Origin of the sequence: Enterobacter wuhouensis (genome assembly GCF_004331265.1) — a bacterium.
In the GTDB taxonomy this organism is placed as follows: Bacteria; Pseudomonadota; Gammaproteobacteria; order Enterobacterales; family Enterobacteriaceae; genus Enterobacter; species Enterobacter wuhouensis.
Window position 1 is genome coordinate 115,205 of record NZ_SJOO01000007.1, and the last position, 22,873, is coordinate 138,077.

Annotated in this window: 25 protein-coding genes; 18 read left to right on the forward strand and 7 right to left on the reverse strand. The window is 56.9% G+C overall.

Features of this window, described 5'->3' with window-relative positions; genetic code table 11:
* Positions 1-14: 14 nt before the first annotated feature.
* The 10 genes from folC to hisP all read left to right on the forward strand — a co-directional run bounded on the left by folC (position 15) and on the right by hisP (position 9,254).
* A complete protein-coding gene (gene folC, locus E0L20_RS16230; protein WP_131634842.1) occupies positions 15-1,283 on the forward strand; it encodes a bifunctional tetrahydrofolate synthase/dihydrofolate synthase in 1,269 nt (422 codons plus the stop codon).
* Positions 1,273-1,956, forward strand: coding sequence for a cell division protein DedD (gene dedD, locus E0L20_RS16235; protein WP_131634843.1), 684 nt, complete (start codon positions 1,273-1,275; stop codon positions 1,954-1,956). The genes folC and dedD overlap by 11 nt, the downstream gene beginning before the upstream one ends.
* A 251-nt stretch (positions 1,957-2,207) precedes the next feature.
* Positions 2,208-2,696 (forward strand): colicin V production protein, encoded by a 489-nt coding sequence (gene cvpA / locus E0L20_RS16240; protein WP_000262116.1) that lies wholly within the window; start codon positions 2,208-2,210, stop codon positions 2,694-2,696.
* 33 nt (positions 2,697-2,729) lie between these two features.
* Entirely contained in the window at positions 2,730-4,247 is a 1,518-nt protein-coding gene (purF, locus tag E0L20_RS16245; RefSeq protein ID WP_119937116.1) for an amidophosphoribosyltransferase, read from the forward strand.
* Positions 4,248-4,336: 89 nt separating this feature from the next.
* The gene (locus E0L20_RS16250) at positions 4,337-4,906 is read left to right on the forward strand and encodes a UbiX family flavin prenyltransferase (RefSeq protein WP_131634845.1); all 570 of its coding nucleotides are present in this window, start codon (positions 4,337-4,339) and stop codon (positions 4,904-4,906) included.
* A gap of 290 nt (positions 4,907-5,196) precedes the next feature.
* The gene (gene argT, locus E0L20_RS16255; RefSeq protein WP_131634846.1) at positions 5,197-5,979 is read left to right on the forward strand and encodes a lysine/arginine/ornithine ABC transporter substrate-binding protein ArgT; all 783 of its coding nucleotides are present in this window, start codon (positions 5,197-5,199) and stop codon (positions 5,977-5,979) included.
* 225 nt (positions 5,980-6,204) lie between these two features.
* A complete protein-coding gene (gene hisJ / locus E0L20_RS16260) occupies positions 6,205-6,987 on the forward strand; it encodes a histidine ABC transporter substrate-binding protein HisJ (protein ID WP_131634848.1) in 783 nt (260 codons plus the stop codon).
* An 88-nt stretch (positions 6,988-7,075) separates the two neighbouring features.
* Complete coding sequence (locus E0L20_RS16265; RefSeq protein WP_131634849.1) at positions 7,076-7,762, forward strand: histidine ABC transporter permease HisQ; 687 nt, start codon at positions 7,076-7,078, stop codon at positions 7,760-7,762.
* Positions 7,759-8,472 (forward strand): ABC transporter permease, encoded by a 714-nt coding sequence (locus tag E0L20_RS16270; protein WP_131634850.1) that lies wholly within the window; start codon positions 7,759-7,761, stop codon positions 8,470-8,472. Before E0L20_RS16265 ends, E0L20_RS16270 begins: the two co-directional genes overlap by 4 nt.
* 8 nt (positions 8,473-8,480) lie before the next feature.
* The gene (gene hisP / locus E0L20_RS16275) at positions 8,481-9,254 is read left to right on the forward strand and encodes a histidine ABC transporter ATP-binding protein HisP (RefSeq protein WP_045354320.1); all 774 of its coding nucleotides are present in this window, start codon (positions 8,481-8,483) and stop codon (positions 9,252-9,254) included.
* 260 nt (positions 9,255-9,514) lie between these two features.
* Here hisP and E0L20_RS16280 read toward each other — a convergent pair whose 3' ends face one another.
* From E0L20_RS16280 to yfcG, 4 genes are all read right to left on the reverse strand, one after another.
* A complete protein-coding gene (locus tag E0L20_RS16280) occupies positions 9,515-10,024 on the reverse strand; it encodes a GNAT family N-acetyltransferase (protein WP_131634852.1) in 510 nt (169 codons plus the stop codon).
* Positions 10,025-10,068: 44 nt separating this feature from the next.
* Entirely contained in the window at positions 10,069-10,962 is an 894-nt protein-coding gene (locus E0L20_RS16285; protein ID WP_131634854.1) for a TIGR01777 family oxidoreductase, read from the reverse strand.
* 13 nt (positions 10,963-10,975) lie between these two features.
* A complete protein-coding gene (gene folX, locus E0L20_RS16290; RefSeq protein ID WP_131634856.1) occupies positions 10,976-11,344 on the reverse strand; it encodes a dihydroneopterin triphosphate 2'-epimerase in 369 nt (122 codons plus the stop codon).
* Between the two features lie 75 nt (positions 11,345-11,419).
* Positions 11,420-12,049 (reverse strand): GSH-dependent disulfide bond oxidoreductase, encoded by a 630-nt coding sequence (gene yfcG, locus E0L20_RS16295; protein WP_131634858.1) that lies wholly within the window; start codon positions 12,047-12,049, stop codon positions 11,420-11,422.
* 140 nt (positions 12,050-12,189) lie between these two features.
* On the opposite strand from yfcG, the gene yfcF reads away from it, so the two are divergent.
* Genes yfcF through yfcD form a run of 3 tightly spaced genes read left to right on the forward strand, consistent with a single transcriptional unit; the run spans position 12,190 to position 14,064 of the window.
* Positions 12,190-12,834 (forward strand): glutathione transferase, encoded by a 645-nt coding sequence (gene yfcF, locus E0L20_RS16300; protein WP_131634860.1) that lies wholly within the window; start codon positions 12,190-12,192, stop codon positions 12,832-12,834.
* Positions 12,835-12,890: 56 nt separating this feature from the next.
* The gene (yfcE, locus tag E0L20_RS16305; protein ID WP_131634862.1) at positions 12,891-13,442 is read left to right on the forward strand and encodes a phosphodiesterase; all 552 of its coding nucleotides are present in this window, start codon (positions 12,891-12,893) and stop codon (positions 13,440-13,442) included.
* A 55-nt stretch (positions 13,443-13,497) separates the two neighbouring features.
* Entirely contained in the window at positions 13,498-14,064 is a 567-nt protein-coding gene (gene yfcD, locus E0L20_RS16310) for an NUDIX hydrolase YfcD (RefSeq protein ID WP_131634864.1), read from the forward strand.
* A 3-nt stretch (positions 14,065-14,067) separates the two neighbouring features.
* On the opposite strand, the gene E0L20_RS16315 is transcribed toward yfcD, so the two are convergent.
* On the reverse strand, positions 14,068-15,087 hold the full coding sequence (locus E0L20_RS16315) for a LacI family DNA-binding transcriptional regulator (protein WP_131634866.1): 1,020 nt from the start codon (positions 15,085-15,087) through the stop codon (positions 14,068-14,070).
* Positions 15,088-15,322: 235 nt separating this feature from the next.
* Between E0L20_RS16315 and E0L20_RS16325 the strand changes: the two genes are divergently transcribed.
* The 5 genes from E0L20_RS16325 (at position 15,323) to E0L20_RS16345 (ending at position 19,305) form a co-directional block, all read left to right on the forward strand.
* On the forward strand, positions 15,323-15,766 hold the full coding sequence (locus tag E0L20_RS16325; protein ID WP_131634868.1) for a PTS sugar transporter subunit IIA: 444 nt from the start codon (positions 15,323-15,325) through the stop codon (positions 15,764-15,766).
* 80 nt (positions 15,767-15,846) lie between these two features.
* On the forward strand, positions 15,847-16,119 hold the full coding sequence (locus E0L20_RS16330) for a PTS sugar transporter subunit IIB (protein ID WP_131634870.1): 273 nt from the start codon (positions 15,847-15,849) through the stop codon (positions 16,117-16,119).
* 21 nt (positions 16,120-16,140) lie between these two features.
* Entirely contained in the window at positions 16,141-17,532 is a 1,392-nt protein-coding gene (locus E0L20_RS16335) for a PTS ascorbate transporter subunit IIC (protein WP_131634872.1), read from the forward strand.
* Complete coding sequence (locus E0L20_RS16340) at positions 17,529-18,359, forward strand: transketolase (RefSeq protein WP_131634873.1); 831 nt, start codon at positions 17,529-17,531, stop codon at positions 18,357-18,359. Before E0L20_RS16335 ends, E0L20_RS16340 begins: the two co-directional genes overlap by 4 nt.
* Positions 18,352-19,305, forward strand: a complete 954-nt coding sequence (locus E0L20_RS16345) for a transketolase family protein (RefSeq protein ID WP_058654840.1) — start codon at positions 18,352-18,354, stop codon at positions 19,303-19,305. Before E0L20_RS16340 ends, E0L20_RS16345 begins: the two co-directional genes overlap by 8 nt.
* Before the next feature lie 111 nt (positions 19,306-19,416).
* On the opposite strand, the gene pta is transcribed toward E0L20_RS16345, so the two are convergent.
* On the reverse strand, positions 19,417-21,561 hold the full coding sequence (gene pta, locus E0L20_RS16350) for a phosphate acetyltransferase (protein ID WP_131634874.1): 2,145 nt from the start codon (positions 21,559-21,561) through the stop codon (positions 19,417-19,419).
* A 75-nt stretch (positions 21,562-21,636) separates the two neighbouring features.
* A complete protein-coding gene (ackA, locus tag E0L20_RS16355) occupies positions 21,637-22,839 on the reverse strand; it encodes an acetate kinase (RefSeq protein WP_131634875.1) in 1,203 nt (400 codons plus the stop codon).
* Positions 22,840-22,873 lie beyond the last annotated feature (34 nt).

Sequence of the window (22,873 nt, forward strand, 5' to 3'; positions counted from 1 at the left end):
GACAACCGGGCATCATGGAAAATAAAAGCATTCCTCAAGCCACGTCGCCCCTGGCCGCGTGGCTTTCTTATCTGGAAAACCTGCACAGTAAAACCATCGATATGGGGCTTGAGCGCGTAAGCCAGGTTGCCGCGCGTCTCGACGTTTTGAAGCCCGCACCCTTTGTGTTTACCGTCGCCGGAACCAACGGTAAAGGCACCACCTGCCGCACGCTGGAATCGGTCCTGATGGCCGCAGGCTACAAGGTTGGCGTATACAGCTCGCCGCATCTGGTGCGCTACACCGAGCGCGTACGCGTTCAGAATGCCGAGCTGGCGGAGTCTGCCCACACGGCGTCGTTTGCCGCTATTGAGGCCGCGCGCGGTGAAACCTCATTAACCTATTTTGAATACGGCACCCTGTCGGCGCTGTGGCTGTTTAAACAGGCGCAGCTGGACGTGGTGATCCTGGAGGTCGGCCTGGGCGGGCGTCTTGATGCCACCAACATGGTGGACGCCGATGTCGCCGTCGTCACCAGCATCGCGCTGGATCATACCGACTGGCTGGGGCCGGATCGCGAAAGCATTGGCCGCGAGAAGGCCGGTATTTTCCGGGGGAATAGGCCAGCCGTGGTCGGCGAGCCGGATATGCCGCACACCATTGCGGACGTGGCGAAAGAGAAGGGCGCGCTGCTGCTGCGTCGCGGCGCGGACTGGCAGTATGAGGTTCAGGGCAACGCCTGGCGTTTCAGCGATGCTCACGGCGTGCTGGACAACCTGCCGCTGCCGCAGGTGCCACAGCCTAACGCGGCGACAGCGCTGGCGGCACTGCGCGCCAGCGGATTAACGGTAAGCGAGCAGGCGATCCGCGACGGTATTCAGAACGCGATCCTGCCGGGGCGTTTTCAGATTGTCAGCGAGTCACCGCGCCTGATTCTGGACGTGGCGCACAACCCGCACGCGGCGGCGTATCTCGCAGGACGTCTCAAATCGTTACCAAAAACCGGGCGCGTTCTGGCGGTTATCGGTATGCTTCACGATAAAGATATTGGCGGCACGCTGGCCTGCATGGAGAGTGTGGTCGATAGCTGGTATTGTGCTCCTCTGGAAGGGCCGCGCGGCGCCACTGCTGAACAGCTGATGGAACATCTTGGCAAGGGCAAAATTTACGATAGCGTGGTTCAGGCCTGGCACGCCGCGATGGCGGATGCTAAACCAGAAGATACCGTGCTGGTGTGTGGGTCATTCCACACGGTGGCACATGTCATGGAAGTGATGGACGCGGGGAGAACCGGTGGCGAGTAAGTTTCAGAACCGTTTAACAGGAACCATTGTGCTGGTCGCGCTGGGGGTGATTATTCTCCCGGGTCTGCTCGACGGGCAGAAGAAGCATTACCAGGATGAGTTTGCCGCGATTCCGCTGGTACCGAAACCGGGCGATCGCGACGAGCCGGATATGCTGCCCGCTGCGACGCAGGCGCTTCCTGCACAGCCGCCAGAAGGTGCGGCGGAAGAGGTGCGTGCGGGTGATGCCGCTGCGCCGTCGCTCGATCCGTCGCGTCTTGCGGCGAATAACAATATCGAGATCGATCCGATACCGGTAGAACAGCCGAAGTCTGTTGAAAAACCGAAGCCTGTAGAGAAGCCGCAGCCTAAACCGCAGCGGGATAAAGCGGCCGAACAGCTTGCTGCCGCCTCAGAAGCGCCGCCGACGAAACAAGACGCGGCACCGACCGGAAAAGCCTACGTTGTACAGCTTGGCGCGCTGAAAAATGCCGATAAAGTTAACGAGGTGGTGAGTAAACTGCGCGGCGCGGGATATCGTGTCTACACTTCACCTTCCACGCCAGTGCAGGGTAAAATTACCCGCATCCTCGTGGGCCCTGACGCCTCGAAAGACAAGCTGAAGGGATCGCTTGGCGAGCTGAAGCAGATCTCCGGGCTGAGCGGTGTGGTGATGAACTACAGCGCGAACTGATAAGATCTACCCCTCACCCTAACCCTCTCCCCAAAGGGGCGAGGGGATGGTTTGCTCCCTCTCCCTTGAGGGAGAGGGCCGGGGTGAGGGGGAGCAGACGTTCAAAGAGACGTCAAAAGGACGGGGCGTTGAGCATTTTTTCAGCGCCTTTTTTATTTACGCGCGGGAAGGAAATCCCTACGCAAACGTTTTCTTTTTCTGTTAGAATTCGCCCCGAACTGGATGACAGGGCGTTTAATCGTGGGACACATATGGTCTGGATTGATTACGCCATCATTGCGGTGATTGGTTTTTCCTGTCTGGTTAGCCTGATCCGTGGCTTTGTTCGTGAAGCGTTATCGCTGGTAACCTGGGGTTGTGCTTTCTTTGTTGCCAGTCATTACTACACTTACCTGTCTGTCTGGTTCACGGGCTTTGAAGATGAACTGGTCCGAAACGGAATCGCCATCGCGGTGCTGTTTATCGCGACGCTGATAGTCGGCGCTATCGTGAATTACGTGATAGGTCAGCTGGTCGAGAAAACCGGTCTGTCAGGGACGGACAGGGTGCTCGGGATCTGTTTCGGCGCGCTGCGAGGCGTGCTGATTGTGGCCGCGATACTGTTCTTCCTGGATACCTTTACCGGGTTCTCAAAAAGCGAAGACTGGCAGAAATCGCAGCTCATTCCAGAGTTCAGCTTCATCATCAGATGGTTCTTTGACTATCTGCAAAGCTCGTCGAGTTTCTTGCCCAGGGCATAAACCCTGAGATGTGGCTTAACGAGGAAAAGACGAATGTGCGGTATTGTCGGTATCGCCGGTTTCATGCCGGTTAACCAGTCTATTTATGACGCATTATCGGTGCTTCAGCACCGTGGACAGGACGCTGCGGGCATCATCACCATTGATGCACACAACTGCTTCCGTTTACGTAAAGCAAACGGCCTGGTAAACGATGTGTTTGAAGCCCGCCATATGCAGCGCCTGCAGGGTAATATGGGGATTGGTCACGTTCGTTATCCTACTGCTGGCAGCTCCAGCGCCTCTGAGGCTCAGCCTTTCTACGTCAACTCTCCTTACGGCATCACGCTTGCCCACAATGGCAACCTGACTAACGCCCACGAGCTGCGTAAAAAGCTGTTTGAAGAGAAACGTCGCCACATAAACACCACCTCTGATTCAGAAATCCTGCTCAATATTTTTGCCAGCGAGCTGGATAACTTCCGTCACTACCCGCTGGAAGCTGATAACATTTTTGCTGCCGTTGCCGCGACCAACCGCCTGATCCGCGGCGCGTACGCCTGCGTGGCAATGATTATCGGCCACGGCATGGTCGCCTTCCGCGATCCGAACGGCATCCGTCCCCTGGTGCTCGGCAAGCGTGACCTGGGCGATGGCCGTACCGAGTACATGGTCGCCTCCGAAAGCGTGGCGCTGGATACCCTGGGCTTTGAGTTCCTGCGCGACGTCGCGCCGGGCGAAGCGGTCTACATCACCGAGAAGGGTCAGCTGTTCACCCGCCAGTGTGCAGACAACCCGGTCAGCAACCCGTGCCTGTTCGAATACGTTTATTTTGCCCGTCCGGACTCCTTCATCGACAAGATTTCCGTGTACAGCGCGCGCGTGAACATGGGCACGAAGCTGGGCGAGAAGATTGCCCGCGAGTGGGACGATCTGGATATCGACGTTGTCATCCCGATCCCGGAAACGTCCTGCGATATCGCGCTGGAAATCGCCCGTATTCTGGATAAGCCATACCGTCAGGGCTTCGTGAAGAACCGCTACGTTGGCCGCACCTTTATCATGCCGGGCCAGCAGCTGCGCCGTAAGTCCGTCCGCCGCAAGCTGAACGCCAACCGCGCGGAGTTCCGCGATAAGAACGTCCTGCTGGTGGATGACTCCATCGTGCGCGGTACCACCTCTGAGCAAATTATCGAGATGGCGCGCGAAGCCGGTGCGAAGAAAGTGTACCTGGCCTCAGCGGCACCTGAAATCCGCTTCCCTAACGTGTACGGCATCGACATGCCAACCGCGACGGAGCTGATTGCTCACGGGCGTGAAGTGGACGAAATTCGCCAGATCATCGGCGCTGACGGCCTGATTTTCCAGGATCTGAACGATCTGATCGACGCGGTACGCGCCGAGAACCCGGACATTCAGCAGTTCGAATGCTCGGTGTTTAACGGCGTGTATGTGACGAAAGACGTTGACCAGCAGTATCTCGACTACCTTGATTCGCTGCGCAACGACGATGCGAAAGCCGTCCAGCTGCAGAACGATCTGGAAAGCTTAGAGATGCATAACGAAGGTTGATGCTCCTGCAGGTGAGGGCAGCCGCCCTCACTTGCAACTCCGCACAAAATCCTGCACAGTCAGCCCTGAAATCAGCCAGGGCGAATATCATGAAACGACTTATTGTTGGGCTTAGCGGTGCCAGCGGCGCCATTTACGGCGTACGCCTGTTGCAGGTGCTGCGTGACGTATCGGAAGTAGAAACCCATCTGGTGATGAGCCAGGCAGCGCGTCAGACTCTCTCGCTTGAAACCGATTTCTCCCTGCGTGACGTTCAGTCCCTGGCGGATGTGGTGCACGATGCCCGTGATATCGCGGCCAGCATCTCCTCGGGCTCGTTCAAAACGGCCGGCATGGCGATCCTGCCCTGCTCAATCAAAACCCTCTCCGGCATTGTGAACAGCTATACCGACACGCTGGTGACGCGTGCGGCAGACGTGGTGCTGAAGGAGCGCCGTCCGCTGGTACTGTGCGTGCGGGAAACGCCGCTGCACCTGGGTCATTTACGTCTGATGGCGCAGGCCGCCGAGCTGGGCGCCGTGATAATGCCGCCTGTTCCGGCGTTTTACCATCGCCCGCAGACGCTGGATGATTTGATTAATCAGACGGTTAACCGCGTGCTGGATCAGTTTGATATTGACCTGCCTGAAGATCTCTTTACCCGCTGGCAGGGAGCATGAGGTTTTGCACTTCCTGAGTGCATGAAAAGGCAGCTTGCCCTGTTTCAGGGCAAAACTGCAACCGCGATCATATCCTCGACATTTAATTCGTTTTTTCCGTTTTTCTCTCTCCGGTTCGTTCGGCAGACCTGCTATCTTTCCTCATTAAGGCAATATCGCAACGTTTTATTAACATATTTAACGTCGAATTTTTGACCAGACGGCAATGTGGCATAAGACCTGCAAGAGAAGCCTGCAACACAACACACAACGCAAACCATAATAAAATCACGGTACTTGAGGGTAAATGTATGAAGAAGACGGTTCTGGCTCTGTCTTTACTCGTGGGGTTAAGCGCAGCCGCAGGCAGCTACGCGGCGCTGCCGCAGACGGTACGCATCGGTACTGACGCAACCTATGCGCCATTCTCTTCGAAGGATGCGAAAGGCGATTTCGTTGGGTTTGATATCGATTTGGGGAATGAGATGTGCAAGCGCATGGAGGTGAAATGCACATGGGTGGGCAGCGACTTCGACGCGCTGATCCCGTCGCTGAAGGCCAAGAAAATCGACGCCATTATCTCCTCGCTTTCCATTACTGAAAAACGCCAGCAGGAGATCGCCTTCTCTGAAAAGCTTTACGCAGCGGATTCCCGTCTGATTGCCGCCAAAGGCTCTCCGATTCAGCCGACCATCGACTCGCTGAAAGGCAAGCATGTGGGCGTGCTGCAGGGGTCTACTCAGGAAGGCTTTGCAAACGCCAACTGGCGTGAGAAGGGCGTGGACGTTGTGGCTTACCAGAACCAGGATCTGATTTACTCCGATCTGGCTGCGGGCCGTCTGGATGCCGCATTCCAGGATGAAGTCGCCGCGAGCGAAGGCTTTCTGAAACAGCCCGCGGGTAAAGAGTACGCCTTTGCTGGCCCGTCCGTGAAGGATAAAAAATACTTCGGGGATGGCACCGGCATCGGCCTGCGTAAGGACGATACCGAGCTGAAAGCCGCCTTCGATAAAGCTTTCACCGAGCTGCGTAAAGACGGTACCTACGACAAACTGGCGAAGAAATACTTCGACTTCAACGTCTACGGTGATTGAGGTATAGCGGCGATGCACTTAATCGGTGCGTCAGTGGCGTGAATGACCCAATATGGTGCAGATTATGCACCGTATTGGGACGCCGTGTGCATACTTAAGCATTTATAATGCAAAAATTCCCGTCCGAAAGGCATTATTCTTTGCCTGACAATGGGGATTAATGGCACATTAGCAGCACCCCGTCGTCGTAAAAACCTGAATCAAGACAGTTTGTTGAGGACAGATATGAAAAAACTAGCATTGTCACTTTCTCTGGTACTGGCACTTTCCAGCGCCACCGCGGCGTTCGCAGCTATTCCGCAAAAAATTCGTATTGGTACCGATCCTACCTATGCCCCGTTCGAATCGAAGAATGCGAAGGGTGAACTGGTTGGTTTTGACATCGATCTGGCTAACGAGCTATGCAAACGCATCAAAGCGCAATGTACCTATGTTGAGAACCCGCTGGATGCGCTGATCCCGTCTCTGAAAGCGAAAAAAATCGACGTGATCATGTCCTCTCTCTCCATCACTGAAAAACGCCAGCAGGAGATTGCCTTCACCGACAAACTGTACGCGGCAGATTCCCGTCTGGTGGTGGCTAATTCCTCTGACATTCAGCCGACCCTTGAATCCCTGAAGGGCAAACGCGTGGGCGTGCTGCAGGGCACCACTCAGGAAACCTACGGTAACGAGCACTGGGCACCGAAGGGGATTGAAATCGTCTCCTATCAGGGCCAGGAAAACATCTACGCTGACCTGACGGCGGGCCGTATTGATGCCGCTTTCCAGGATGAGGTCGCGGCGAGCGAAGGCTTCCTCAAACAGCCAGTAGGTAAAGACTATAAGTTCGGCGGCCCGTCCATTAAGGACGAGAAGCTCTTTGGCGTCGGGACCGGTATGGGCCTGCGCAAAGAAGACAACGAACTGCGCGAAGCGCTGAACAAAGCCTTCGCCGAAATGCGTGCAGACGGCACCTACGACAAGCTGGCGAAAAAATACTTCGATTTTAATGTTTACGGCGGCTAATCGCCCCGGCAAATAACGTGCGGCCCCTCCCCCGGCGGGAGGGGAATAGACACGGTTTCACCACTCACGACACGACAGGGCACGCGGTATGCTGTACGGATTTTCGGGCGTTATTTTACAAGGCGCGCTTGTCACCCTTGAGTTGGCTATCAGCTCCGTTGTACTGGCGGTGCTGATCGGTCTGGCGGGCGCAGGCGCGAAGCTGTCGGCAAACAAGCCGCTGGCGCTGATTTTTGAAGGTTACACTACGCTTATCCGCGGTGTTCCTGACCTGGTGCTGATGCTGCTGATTTTTTACGGCCTGCAGATTGCGCTCAACAGCGTGACGGATGCCGTCGGTATGGATCAAATTGATATCGATCCGATGGTGGCCGGTATTATTACCCTCGGTTTTATCTACGGTGCGTACTTCACTGAAACCTTCCGCGGCGCCTATATGGCGGTGCCGAGAGGGCATATTGAAGCGGCAACCGCGTTCGGTTTTACCTCCTCACAAACGTTTCGCCGGATCATGTTCCCGGCCATGATGCGCTATGCGCTTCCGGGCATCGGCAACAACTGGCAGGTTATCCTCAAGGCAACGGCGCTGGTCTCTTTGCTCGGTCTGGAAGACGTCGTGAAGGCGACGCAGCTGGCGGGGAAAAGTACCTGGGAACCGTTCTATTTTGCGGTAGTCTGCGGCGTGATTTATCTGGTCTTTACGACCGTCTCCAATGGCGTGCTGCTTCTTCTCGAACGTCGCTACTCCGTGGGTGTGAAGAGGGCTGACCTGTGATTGAGATTATTCAGGAATACTGGAAATCGCTGCTGTGGACCGACGGCTACCGCTTCACCGGCGTGGCCATTACGCTGTGGCTGCTGATTTCTTCCGTGGTGATGGGCGGCATTCTGGCTGTGTTTCTCGCCATCGGCCGCGTGTCAAACAACAAGTTTATCCAGTTCCCGATCTGGCTGTTCACCTACGTGTTCCGCGGTACGCCGCTGTATGTGCAGCTGCTGGTATTTTATTCGGGGATGTACACGCTGGAGATCGTGAAAGGCACCGAGATGCTGAACGCCTTCTTCCGCAGCGGCCTGAACTGTACGGTGCTAGCGTTGACGCTCAACACCTGCGCCTACACCACCGAGATTTTTGCAGGCGCTATCCGCTCCGTGCCTTACGGTGAGATCGAGGCCGCGCGCGCGTACGGTTTTTCATCGGTGAAGCTTTATCGCTGCATTATCCTGCCGTCGGCGCTGCGCATCGCGCTGCCTGCGTACAGTAACGAAGTGATTCTGATGCTGCACTCCACCGCGCTGGCCTTTACGGCGACGGTGCCGGACCTGCTCAAAATCGCGCGCGATATCAACTCCGCGACCTACCAGCCGTTCACCGCGTTTGGCATTGCGGCGGTGCTCTATTTGATTATTTCCTACGTCCTGATTAGCCTGTTCCGCAGGGCTGAAAAACGCTGGTTGCAGCATATAAAACCTTCGACGCACTGAGAAAGATGATGGCTGAGAACAAATTAAACGTTATTGATCTGCACAAACGCTACGGCGAACATGAAGTGCTGAAAGGGGTGTCGCTGCAGGCGAATGCGGGCGACGTAATCAGTATTATCGGCTCATCCGGCTCGGGTAAAAGTACCTTCCTGCGCTGCATTAACTTCCTTGAAAAACCGAGCGAAGGCTCGATTGTGGTGAGCGGGCAGAACATCAACCTGGTCCGTGACAAAGACGGCCAGCTGAAGGTGGCGGATAAAAATCAGCTGCGCCTGCTGCGCACGCGCCTGACGATGGTCTTCCAGCACTTTAACCTCTGGAGCCACATGACGGTGCTGGAGAACGTGATGGAAGCGCCGATTCAGGTGCTGGGCCTGAGCAAGCAGGAAGCCCGCGAGCGCGCGGTGAAATACCTTGCGAAAGTGGGTATCGACGAGCGCCAGCAGATGAAGTACCCGGTGCATCTTTCAGGCGGGCAGCAGCAGCGTGTTTCTATCGCCCGCGCGCTGGCTATGGAGCCGGAAGTGCTGCTGTTCGACGAACCGACGTCTGCGCTCGACCCGGAACTCGTGGGCGAAGTGCTGCGCATCATGCAGAAGCTGGCCGAAGAGGGCAAAACGATGGTGGTGGTGACGCACGAGATGGGCTTCGCCCGTAACGTCTCGAATCACGTTATCTTCCTGCATCAGGGGAAAATTGAAGAGCAGGGGCATCCTGACGAGGTGCTGGCGAACCCGCAAAGCCCGCGCCTGCAGCAGTTCCTGAAGGGATCGTTGAAGTAGGTTTTGCCTTTCGCCCTCTCCCTGTGGCGCTGCGCTTACCGGGCCTACGGGCTGGGTGTTCTCCCTCTCCCTGTGGGAGAGGGTTGGGGTGAGGGCATCAGGACGCAGTGTCGCCCAATCGCCCGGTGGCGCTGCGCTTAGAGGGCCTACGGGCTGGGTGTTCTCCCTCTCCCTGTGGGAGAGGGCTGGGGTGAGGGCATCAGGCCGCAGTGGAGCCCAATCTCCCTGTGGCGCTGCGCTTACCGGGCCTACAAACTCCGTTACCGTCCGGCACATTCCAGCCGATACGCCCAGTCGTCATAGCGCATGCCGTCAATTTCATACGCCTTTTCCAGCACCTGCGTACGCACAAACCCCGCTTTCTCCAGCACGCGCACCGACCCGCCGTTGTCCGCTAGCACGTATGCGTTAATCGCCTTTACGCCCGTCTGGCTGAACGCATATTCACATACCGCCTGCAGCGCCTCGCTGGCGATGCCTTTACCCTGCGCGGCGGGCACGACCGTATAGCCGATATCGGCCTCTTCACGATTCTCGGGGCTGATTTGCAGGCCAATATCGCCCAGCGGGGTTTCGTCGTCCTGAAAGCGGATCACGAATACATGCTCCGCCATCAGGCGTGCGGCAAAGACGCGTCGGGTCTCTTTTTCCGGGGCGATGGCGGCCATATAGCGCATGACGTCGCGATCTTCACGCAGTGAGCGAAAGAACGCCCAGTCAGAGGGTTCGAAAGGGGTGAGGTGAAGCCGGGAGGTTGTGATAGTTGCCATGGTTACGCCATATCATCAAAACATGGCGTAAGACTGTAACATATTCACCGCACCACATCCCCCAGCGCCTCTTCAAGATCGTACCAGCGGAACGCAAAACCGGATGCTTCTAACCTTTTCGGCAGCGCGCGCTGTCCGCCCAGCACCAGGACCGACGATTCCCCCATCAACAGCCGGATCGCCGTGGCAGGCACGCGCAGAACCGCCGGACGATGGAGGGCATGTCCCAGCGCATGGGCGAACTGCTCGTTACGCACCGGGTACGGCGACACCATATTAAACGGCCCGCGTAGATCGTTATCCAGCAGCCAGAGAATACCGTTCACCATATCGTCGATGTGGATCCACGCCAGGTACTGACGCCCGTTGCCGATAGGCCCGCCGAGCCCCAGCCTGAAGGGCGGGAGCATTTTGCCGAGAATGCCGCCTTTTGGCGCAAGCACCACGCCGGTACGCAGCAGGCAGACGCGGGTATTATCGCTCTGCGCGGCGCTGGCGATACGCTCCCACTGGGCGCAAAGCTTATGGGTAAATTCGTTATGCGGCGGCTCCTCTTCGGTCACCACCACTTCACCGAGATCGCCGTAGTAGCCCGTCGCTGAGCCAGAAATCAGCACCGACGGCGGCGTCTGGCTGTTGCGAATCAGCTCGACCAGCTTCTCGGTGATGTTCCAGCGGCTGCTGCACAGCCGCTGCTTTTGCTCTTCGGTCCAGCGCTTGTCGGCGATGGGTTCACCCGCGAGGTTAATCACGGCGTCGAAGCCGTCCAGATTCTGTTTTTCCGCCAGCCCTTTCCAGATGTCGATACCCGCTCCCAGCACCTGACGCGCTTTCTCAGGACTGCGGGTGACGACGGTGACGTCATGATGCAGCGCCTCCAGGCGGGGAACGAGGTGGCGACCAATCAGGCCCGTACCGCCGGTCAACAGAATCTTCATACAACCTCCAGGTTTATGCCTGGCGCTGCCAGCTTAGCGTCATGGAGACGGAGTCGGCGTAGCGCAGGGCGTGAAGTTTATCGATCTCTACTTCAGCATAAGTGACCCAGTGATGTTCGCGTGCGATATCGAGCACATCCTGAGTTAATTTTTCCAGCAGGAAGAAACGGTTGTTTTCAACGTACTGGATGATGCTTTTGGTAATGGTGCGGTAATTCAGCGCGTCATTGATGTCTTCACTGGCGCGCGCCTTGTCTGCCGGGTAGTGAATCACCACGTTCACAACGATATCCTGACGGTTGGCGATCTCTTCTTCTTTGATACCAATGAACGTGCGTAAGCGTAAATTTTTTATACGAATAATAGCGTCGTGCTGCGACATTGCAGGTCTTCTCCGTGTCAGTATTACCTCCTCATCATACATGAGAGCACGACCTGCGCCCAATCGGGCGCGGGCTCAAATCTGCTGGATTTTTTGCAGGGCGCGCTCGGTGGCTGGCCGGGTGCGAATCCGCTCAAACCAGTTATTTACGGCAGGGTAAGAGGCCAAATCAATACGGTGACGCTCATGGGTATTCACCCACGGCCAGCAGGCGATATCGGCAATGCTGTAGTGATCGCCCCCGAGCCAGGGCGTTTTTTCCAGTCGACGGTTTAACACGCCGTATAACCGCTGGGTTTCAACCTGATAGCGCTCGATAGCGTAAGGGATCGGCTGCGGCGCATAGGCGGTGAAGTGGTGGTTTTGTCCGAGCATTGGCCCAAGCCCGCTCGACTGCCAGAACAACCACTGCAGCGTGTGATGGCGTTCGCGAAGTTCTCCGCTCAGCAGCTTGCCGGTTTTCTCCGCCAGGTAGAGCAAAATTTCGCCGGATTCAAACAGGCTTAACGGCTTGCCGCCGTCGGCAGGCAGGTTATCGATAATGGCAGGAATTTTATTGTTGGGCGATATCGCCAGAAACACGGGCCGGAACTGATCGCCTTTGCTGATATCGACGCGAATAATGCGATAATCCAGCTCGGCTTCTTCCAGAAAGAGGGTGATCTTATGGCCGTTTGGGGTAGGGGCATAGTAAAGGTCGATCATGCTCAACTCCTGTCAGTGCAAATAGTGACGCCATGACCAATGAGTATAGGTGCTTGTTGTAAATCCTGAGTTTTCATCAAGTGACAGCGGCGCAAAGAGATTATATGTTGAGTGAAAACCGATCAGCCTATGAGGATGTTATGAACCAGCCTGCGATTACCCTGTGGTCCGACTCCAGTTATTTTTCACCTTATGTCCTGAGCGCCTACGTTGCGCTGGCGGAAAAAGGGCTCTCTTTTAGCCTGAAGAGCGTCGATCTCGACGGCGGCGAGCACCTGAAGCCGCAGTGGCAGGGATACGCGCTGACCCGACGCGTGCCGATGCTGGAAATCGACGGCTTTCAGCTGAGCGAATCCTCGGCGATCGATGAATATCTTGAAGACCGTTTTGCTCCGCCGGAGTGGGAACGCATCTATCCTCACGATCTGCAAAAGCGCGCCCGCGCGCGTCAAATTCAGGCGTGGCTGCGCAGCGATCTGGTGCCGATCCGCGTTGAACGTTCTACCGATGTGGTGTTTGCCGGAGTGAAAAAGCCCGCCCTGAGTGCAGAAGGGCGTGAGAGTGCGCAAAAGCTGATTGAGACCGCCACCTCGCTGCTGGCGCACGGTAACCCAAATCTTTTTGGCGAGTGGTGTATTGCCGATACCGATCTGGCGCTGATGCTGAACCGCCTGATCCTGAACGGCGACGAGGTGCCGCAGCTGCTGGTGGATTATGCTTCATTCCAGTGGCAGCGCGCCTCCGTGCAGCGCTATGTGGCACTCTCCGCTAAGCGCGCAGGCTGATAAGCCTTCACGCTTCAGGTATGATAGGGGCAGTTTGTTTTCCCGAGGAGTGACGGATGAAGCTGATGTTTGCGTCGGATATCCATGGATCGCTGCCCGCTACCGAGCGTGTTCTTTCTCTGTTTGCCGAAAGTGGCGCGCAGTGGCTGGTGATTCTGGGCGATGTGCTAAATCATGGCCCGCGAAATGCCCTGCCGGAAGGCTATGCCCCCGCGCAGGTGGCTGAAAAGCTCAATCAGTATGCCTCGCGCATCATCGCCGTTCGCGGCAACTGCGACAGCGAAGTGGACCAGATGCTGCTCCAGTTCCCCATCACCGCGCCGTGGCAGCAGGTACTACTGGAAAGAAACCGTCTTTTTTTGACCCACGGTCATCTTTTTAGCCCGGATAATCTCCCGGCGTTAGCGGCTGGCGATGTCCTGGTTTACGGTCATACTCATATTCCGGTGGCGGAAAAACGCGGGGAGATTTATCACTTTAACCCCGGTTCGGTCAGTATTCCGAAGGGCGGGCACGCGGCGAGCTACGGCATGCTTGATGAGAATACATTAAGCGTTATCGCACTTAATGATCAGCAAGTTATTGCGCAGGTAGCGATTAATCCGTAAGTTACACCTCAACTGCAAACGCGCCGTAAGAGCGCTTAGACGAGAAGGTTTCCCGATGGTGGAGCAGAGTCATTTGGCAAGTACTGAGTGGGTTGACATTGTCAGCGAAGAAAATGAAGTGATCGCGCAGGCCAGCCGCGAACAGATGCGCGCAGAGCGTCTGCGCCACCGCGCAACGTACATCGTTGTGCATGACGGTATGGGCAAAATTCTGGTCCAGCGCCGTACGGATACCAAAGATTTTCTCCCCGGGATGCTGGACGCCACGGCGGGCGGCGTCGTGCAGGCAGATGAAGTGCTGCTGGACTCCGCGCGTCGCGAGGCAGAAGAAGAGCTGGGTATCGCCGGCGTGCCGTTTGCCGAGCACGGTCAGTTCTATTTCGAAGACGAAAACTGTCGCGTCTGGGGCGGGCTGTTCAGCTGCGTCTCACACGGACCTTTCGCGCTGCAGGAAGAAGAAGTGAGCGAAGTGAGCTGGATGACGCCGGAAGAGATCACCGCACGCTGTGACGAATTCACGCCGGATTCATTGAAGGCGCTGGCGCTGTGGATGACCCGCAACGCCAAAAACGAATCCGCGAAACCGGAAAATAAACCGGAAAAAGAGGAAGAGGCCGAGTAAGCCTCAGCAACTCTCCCGCAGGCACAGGCTGGACGCGATAGGTTTATGGTCGCGCCAGTCTCCGTCATTCAGACGTTCCAGAAGCGCTTTTCCTGCTTCTATCCCTATCTTGCGATGCGGCACCGCCATGGTCGTCAGCGGCGGCTGACACACGCGGCTCACATCGCTGTCGCCAAAGCCCACCACGGCCAGATCGTCCGGCACTTTAATGCGTCTGCGGTGGCATTCATACAGCGCCCCGCAGGCCAGTTCGTCCGAGACGCACACCAGCGCGTCCAGCTCTGGCCACGCCAGCAGAAATTCCGGCAGCTGCGCCGCGCCGGTGGAAAAGCTCGGCGGCATGGCGGCATTAATAACCCGGTTTAGCGACATATGGTGGCGAAGCATCGCTTTATACCAGCCCTGCAAATGCTGCTGGAAGATCCACTGCTCCTGATTGGCGCACAGCAGGCCGATATTCTGGTAGCCGCGCTGGATCACCATCTCCGTCAGCTCATACATGGCGGCAACGTTATCGATTCCGATATTCATATCAATCGGATCGGCGCGCATTGCGCCCATCTCCATGACCGGAATGGAGGCATTTTTCAGCCAGTGGCGGACCGTATCGGTATGCTCAACGCTGAGCAATATGGCGGCGGCGATGTTCGAGGCCAGCAGCGTTTCTAGCAGCTTCTCTTCCTGCTCCAGCCGGTGCTGGGACTCCGCCAGCATGATCTGGTATCCGGCAGGCTGCAGCACCTGCTGAAGCCCGGCGAACATCTCCGAGCAGCCGGATTCGGAAAGATTGGGGACCACCATCGCGATCGTCCATGACGACGCAGAGGCCAGCGCGCTGGCGGCAAGGTTGGGCATATACCCTAGCTCCTGCACCGCAGCTTCAATTTTTTCCCGCAGTTTATCCGATACCTGTTCTGGCGTGCGGAGCGCACGGGACACGGTCATCGTGCCTACACCGGCAAGCTGAGCGACATCGGCCAGCGTGACTTTACCGGTACTGCGTCGTTTTCGGGTTAAAGACATACACCTTCCTGCTAACAGGACGCGCCAAATTCCATCCTTCTCTTCACGTGACAGGCAGTATACGCCTTAAATCCCTTTTTTTGCTGTGATTTCATACCGGGATGATAATTTGATAGCGCTATCACATTTCTGAAGGTTGCTCTTTGGTAGCGCTATCTTTGTGATCCCGATCGCAGTCAATGAGTGATGTGTTGAATAAAGTTTGCTCATCTTTTGCGTTGTGGCCGGAGGGAAAGTGCTCAAAAAGTGGATATATGATACAACCATCACGCTGCAGGATAGCGTAGAGGACTGGCCGCAGGCGCTGGCGCTGTGCGCGAAGCCGCTGCTGGATTTGCAGGTGATTACGCCGGAGTACATCGCGGCCATCATCGAGCAGCATCATACTTTAGGTCCGTATTACGTGCTGGCACCAGGGCTGGCGATGCCGCATGCGCGGCCGGAAGAAGGGGCAAAAGGACTCGGCCTCTCATTATTAAAACTGAAACAGGGCGTCTCATTTGGTGCCGGTGAGTTTGATCCCGTCGACGTTATTGTGATGCTGGCGGCACCGGACAAACATAGCCATATCGAAACGATCTCGGCATTAGCAGAATTATTTTCCAGCGACGAGGATATGGCTGAATTACATCAGGCGAACACGCTGGAGGAAATTAAAAAAATTATCGACCGCTTCTGATTTAAATATTTACTTCGACTCGTCTCAACATTACGCGCCAGCGTGATGGGGCGTACTCTACACCAAAAAAGGGGATAACAATGAAAATCATGGCTATTTGCGGGTCCGGCCTGGGCAGCAGTTTTATGGTCGAAATGAATATTAAAAAGGTGCTTAAAAAGCTGGAGATTGAGGCCGAGGTTGAACATTCCGATCTCTCCTCCGCCACCCCGGGCGCAGCCGATCTGTTCGTGATGGCAAAAGACATCGCGGCCAGCGCCAGCGTGCCGGAGAGCCAGCTGGTAGTGATTACCAACATCATCGACATCAACGAACTCGAAGCGCAGCTGCGCGCCTGGTTCGACAGACAATAACCCTGATAAGGCGAGGTGGATATGTTTATCCTTGAAACGCTGAATTTCGTTGTTGATATTTTAAAAGTCCCTTCCGTGCTGGTCGGCTTAATTGCATTAATTGGGCTTGTTGCGCAGAAGAAAGCCTTTTCGGACGTGGTGAAAGGGACCATTAAAACCATTCTTGGCTTTATCGTTCTGGGCGGCGGTGCAACGGTGCTGGTCGGTTCGTTAAATCCGCTAGGCGGCATGTTTGAACATGCTTTTACTATCCAGGGCATTATTCCCAACAATGAAGCCATTGTGTCGATTGCGCTGGAAAAATACGGTGCGGCAACCGCGCTTATTATGGCCTTTGGGATGGTGGCGAATATTATCGTCGCACGCTTTACCCGCCTGAAGTACATCTTCCTGACAGGTCACCACACCTTCTACATGGCGTGCATGATTGGCGTGATCCTGACGGTGGCGGGCTTTGAAGGCGTCGGTCTGGTCTTTACCGGCTCGCTGATCCTCGGCCTGATCATGGCCTTCTTCCCGGCGATTGCGCAGCGCTACATGAAGCGTATTACCGGCAACGACGAGATTGCCTTCGGCCACTTCGGCACGCTGGGCTACGTGCTGTCCGGCTGGATTGGCAGCAAGGTCGGCAAAGGCTCACGCTCGACCGAAGAGATGAACCTGCCGAAGAACCTGAGCTTCCTGCGCGACAGCTCGATCTCCATCTCCCTGACCATGATGATTATCTACCTGATCATGGCGGTGAGCGCCGGGCGCGAGTACGTAGAGGCGACCTTCAGCGGCGGCCAGAACTACCTGGTGTATGCCATCATCATGGCCATTACCTTTGCGGCGGGGGTGTTCATCATCCTGCAGGGCGTACGCCTGATTCTGGCAGAGATTGTCCCGGCATTTACCGGCTTCTCGGAAAAACTGGTGCCAAACGCGCGCCCCGCGCTGGACTGCCCCGTGGTCTACCCGTATGCCCCCAACGCGGTGCTGATTGGCTTCCTGTTTAGCTTCCTCGGCGGGATTGTGGGGTTAGTCATCTGCGGCCAGTTCAACTGGGTGCTGATCCTCCCGGGCGTGGTGCCGCACTTCTTTACCGGCGCAACGGCGGGCGTGTTCGGCAACGCCACCGGCGGACGTCGCGGAGCAATGATTGGCGCATTTGCCAACGGCCTGCTGATTACCTTCCTGCCGGTTCTGCTGCTGCCGGTACTCGGCGCGATTGGCTTTGCCAACACCACCTTCTCGGACGCTGACTTCGGCGCGGTCGGGATTGTGCTGGGCAACCTTGCGCGCTTCCTGTCGCCGCTTGCCATCACCGGACTCGTCGTTGCGTTGTTCGCGCTGCTGGTGGCGTACAACGTGTTCGCGAAAAACAAACCTGCTGGCGGTAATGCGCAGGAAAACACCGGAGCCAAATCATGAATGAGAATGAGATAACCCATCTGGCGCGTCAGATCCGTCTCGAGACGCTGAAATCCCTGACGCAGCTGGGCTTTGGCCACTACGGCGGCAGCATGTCGGTGGTTGAAACCCTTGCCGTGCTGTACGGCGCGGTGATGAAAATCGACCCGGCGGATCCGGACTGGCCGGAGCGAGACTATTTTGTCCTGTCAAAAGGCCATGCGGGCCCCGCGCTCTACAGCACCCTGGCGATTAAGGGCTACTTCCCGGTGGAAGAACTGAGCACCCTGAACCAGAACGGCACCCGCTTGCCAAGCCATCCGGACCGTCTGAAAACGCGCGGCGTGGATGCTACCACCGGCTCGCTGGGGCAGGGGATCTCCATTGCGGGCGGCATGGCGCTGTCGCACAGGCTGGCCGGGCGGCCAAACCGTGTCTTCTGCATCGTCGGTGACGGCGAGCTGAACGAAGGCCAGTGCTGGGAAGCGTTCCAGTTTATTGCCCACCATCGCCTGAACAACCTGACGGTGTTTGTGGACTGGAACAAACAGCAGCTCGACGGCGAGCTGGACGAAATCATCAGCGCGTTCGACCTGGAGGGGAAATTCCGCGCCTTCGGTTATGACGTGGTGACGGTCAAAGGGGATGACATTCCGGCGCTGCTGGAGGTGACGTCCCTGGTGCCCGAGGCCGATGCGCGCCCGCTGGTGGTGATCCTCGACAGCATTAAAGGGCAGGGGGTGCCGTACCTGGAACAGCTCGGCAATTCGCATCACCTGCGTCTCACCGAGGAGAGCAAGGCCGCGCTTAACGAGACGATTCGCCAACTGGAGGCTTCACATGATTAAGGTTGCACCTGCAGGACAGAAAGACGCCGTTGAGATGCGTAAGGTCTACGCGGGCTTCGTGGCAAAGCAGATTGAGGCCGGAAGCGACATCATTGCGCTCGAAGCGGATCTCATGAGCTCAATGGCAATGGACGGCGTGGCGCGTGATTACCCGCAGCACGTGATCAACTGCGGCATTATGGAGGCCAACGTCATCGGCACGGCGGCCGGACTGTCGCTCACCGGGCGCAAGCCGTTCGTCCATACCTTTACCGCCTTTGCCAGCCGCCGCTGCTTCGACCAGCTGTTTATGTCCCTGGACTACCAGCGCAACAACGTGAAGGTGATAGCGTCGGACGCGGGCGTGACGGCCTGCCACAACGGCGGCACGCATATGTCGTTTGAGGATATGGGCATCGTGCGCGGCCTGGCGCACTCGGTGGTCCTGGAAGTGACCGACGCGGTGATGTTCGAAGACGTGCTGCGCCAGCTTATCGACCTCGAAGGCTTCTACTGGGTGCGCACTATTCGTAAGCAGGCCCCGAGCGTGTATGCGCCGGGCTCCACCTTCACCATTGGTAAAGGCAACGTGCTGCGTGAAGGAAGCGATATTACCCTGATTGCCAACGGCATCATGGTCGCGGAAGCGCTGGAAGCGGCGCGCCAGCTCGAGCAGGAGGGGGTAAGCGCGGCGGTCATCGACATGTTTACCCTGAAGCCCATCGACCGGATGCTGGTGAAAAACTACGCCGAGAAAACCGGACGCATCGTGACCTGTGAAAACCACAGCATTCACAACGGCCTCGGGTCGGCGGTGGCGGAAGTGCTGGTGGAAACCTGCCCGGTGCCGATGCGGCGGGTAGGGGTGAAGGAGCGCTACGGCCAGGTGGGAACGCAGGACTTCCTGCAGAAGGAGTATGGCCTGACGGCGCATGACATTGTGTCGGCGGCGAGAGAGCTGCTGTAAATAAAAAAGGCGACCGGTTAAGTGGTCGCCTTTCTTGCCGGATGGCGCTTCGCTTATCCGGCCTACAAAACCGTAGGCCCGGTAAGCGCTAGCGCCACCGGGCTTTTTAGCTTACTGCTGCTGCTGCGAAGACTGAATCGCGGTCAGTGCGATGGTGTAGACGATATCGTCAACCAGCGCGCCACGAGACAGGTCGTTCACAGGTTTGCGCATGCCCTGCAGCATTGGCCCGATGGAGATCAGGTCTGCAGAACGCTGTACCGCTTTGTAGGTGGTGTTACCGGTGTTCAGATCCGGGAAGATGAACACGGTAGCGCGACCTGCAACCGGCGAGTTCGGCGCTTTGGATTTCGCAACGTCAGCCATTACCGCAGCATCGTACTGCAGAGGGCCGTCGATCATCAGGTCAGGACGTTTTTCCTGCGCCAGACGGGTCGCTTCACGCACTTTCTCTACGTCGCTACCTGCACCTGAGGTGCCGGTGGAGTAGGAGAGCATCGCAACGCGCGGTTCGATACCGAAGGCAATCGCGGAGTCCGCGGACTGGATAGCGATTTCCGCCAGCTGTTCTGCGGTTGGGTCCGGGTTGATCGCACAGTCGCCGTAAACGTAAACCTGTTCAGGCAGCAGCATGAAGAACACGGAGGAAACCAGAGAGCTGCCCGGTGCCGTTTTGATCAGCTGCAGCGGTGGACGGATGGTGTTCGCGGTGGTGTGAACCGCACCGGAAACCAGGCCGTCAACTTCGTCCTGCTCCAGCATCAGCGTGCCGAGCACTACGTTGTCTTCCAGCTGCTCGCGCGCAACGGCTTCGGTCATGCCCTTGCTCTTACGCAGCTCAACCAGACGGGCAACGTAGCTTTCGCGAACCACTTCCGGATCGACGATTTCGATGCCAGCGCCCAGCTCAACGCCCTGAGACGCCGCAACGCGGTTGATCTCGTCCGGGTTACCCAGCAGCACGCAGGTCGCGATGCCGCGCTCTGCACAGATGGCTGCCGCTTTAACGGTACGCGGCTCGTCGCCTTCTGGCAGAACAACGCGTTTGCCCGCTTTGCGCGCCAGCTCGGTCAGCTGGTAACGGAAGGCCGGAGGAGACAGACGGCGGCTGCGCTCGGAGGTCGCGGTCAGGGATTCAATCCAGTCTGCGTTGATGTAGCCCGCAACGTATTCCTGAACCTTCTCGATACGCTCGTGGTCATCAACCGGCACTTCCAGGTTGAAGCTCTGCAGGCTGAGGGAGGTCTGCCAGGTGTTGGTGTTCACCATGAAGACCGGCAGGCCGGTGGCGAACGCGCGTTCGCACAGCTTGCTGACGCGTGGGTCCATTTCGTAGGCACCGGTCAGCAGGATCGCACCGATTTCCACGCCGTTCATTGCCGCCAGGCAGGCTGCAACCAGCACGTCAGGACGGTCTGCGGAGGTCACCAGCAGGGAGCCTGCGCGGAAGTGTTCCAGCATGTGCGGAATGCTGCGCGCACAGAAGGTCACGGACTTCACGCGGCGGGTGTTGATGTCGCCTTCGTTAACCACGGTGGCGTTCAGGTGGCGCGCCATATCGATTGCACGGGTGGCAATCAGATCGAAGCTCCACGGCACCGCGCCCAGGACTGGCAGCGGGCTGGCGTCCTGCAGTTTAGCCGGATCAACTTTAACAACCTTCGCTTTGGAAGAGTCGTCGAAGATTTCGGACAGGTCAGGGCGAGTACGACCCTGCTCATCAACCGGTGCGTTCAGTTTGTTAACAATAACGCCGGTAATGTTGGTATTTTTCGCGCCACCGAAGCTGCTGCGGGTCAGTTCGATACGCTCTTTCAGCTGTTCCTGGGTGTCGGTACCCTGGGACATCACGAAGACGATTTCCGCGTTCAGCGTTTTCGCGATCTCGAAGTTCAGAGACTGAGCGAACTGGTGTTTGCGGGTTGGGACCAGGCCTTCAACCAGCACCACTTCTGCGTCTTGCGCATTCGCGTGGTAGTTAGCGATGATCTCTTCCATCAGCACGTCTTTCTGGTTGCTGGAGAGCAGAGACTCAACGTGGCTCATCTTCAGCGGTTCAGCCGCTGGCAGATTGGAGTTCTTGCGAACGATGGTGGTGGTCTGGTCTGGCGCATCGCCACCGGCACGTGGCTGGGCGATAGGCTTAAAGACGCTCAGACGAACGCCTTTGCGTTCCATAGCACGGATCACGCCAAGGCTGACGCTGGTCAGGCCGACGCTGGTTCCGGTAGGGATCAGCATAATAGTACGGGACACGGTTTATCCTCTTTCGTTACCGCCGAATTCAGCGGGTTACAAAATAGCACCGCCAGCTAAGCTGGCGGTGTGGAATCAGGCAGTCAGACGGCTCGCGTCTTGCGCGATGACCAGCTCTTCGTTAGTTGGAATAACGATAGCAGGGCGGGTACCTTCTTTGTTGATGAAGCCAGACTTGCCGAAGCGGGCAGCCAGGTTACGCTCGTGATCAACTTCGAAGCCCAGAACGCCCAGTTTGCCCAGGGACAGTTCACGAACCATTGCCGCGTTCTCACCGATACCACCGGTGAAGATAACCGCGTCCAGACGACCTTCCATCAGTGCAGTGTAAGAACCGATGTACTTCGCCAGACGGTGGCAGTAAACGTCCATTGCACGTTTAGCGTCAGCTTTTTCTGCGTAGTTGTCTTCAACGTAACGGCAGTCGCTGGTGACTTCGGTCAGACCCAGCAGGCCAGACTCTTTGGTCAGCATTTTGTTGATGTCGTCAACGCTCATGCCCAGGGTGTCGTGCAGGTGGAAGATGATCGCGGGGTCGATGTCACCGGAACGCGTACCCATCACCAGACCTTCCAGCGGGGTCAGACCCATAGAAGTATCAACACATTTACCGTTGCGGATCGCAGAAACAGAACCACCGTTGCCCAGATGGCAGGTGATGATGTTCACTTCTTCAACCGGCTTGTTCAGAACTTTTGCGGCTTCCTGAGTCACATAGAAGTGGCTGGTGCCGTGCGCGCCGTAGCGACGTACGCCGTGCTCTTTATACAGGCTGTACGGCAGGGCATACAGGTAAGACTCTTCCGGCATGGTCTGATGGAACGCGGTGTCGAACACGGCCACGTTTTTGTCTTTCAGATTCGGGAAGGATTTCAGTGCTTCAGCGATACCGATCAGGTGAGCCGGGTTATGCAGCGGTGCGAAGGATGCAGAGTCTTTGATGCCCTGAATCACAGATTCGTCAATGATGACGGAGCTGGTGTATTTTTCGCCGCCGTGGACGATGCGGTGACCAATCGCGGTCAGCTGAGCAGACAGTTCTGGTTTTTGTGCCAGAATAGTGTTAACGATAAAGTTCAGCGCTTCACTGTGAGCGGCGCCTGCACCTAAAGCCGCTTCTTGTTTGCTGCCGTCCATTTTCCACTTGATACGTGCTTCAGGCAGATGGAAACATTCGGCCAAACCAGAGAGGTACTCGTCACCGTTGAGCGCATCGATGATGGCGAATTTCAGTGAGGAGCTACCGCAGTTCAGAACCAGTACTAACTTACTCGACATGGAAGTACCTATTATTGATACGTGGCTAAAAAAA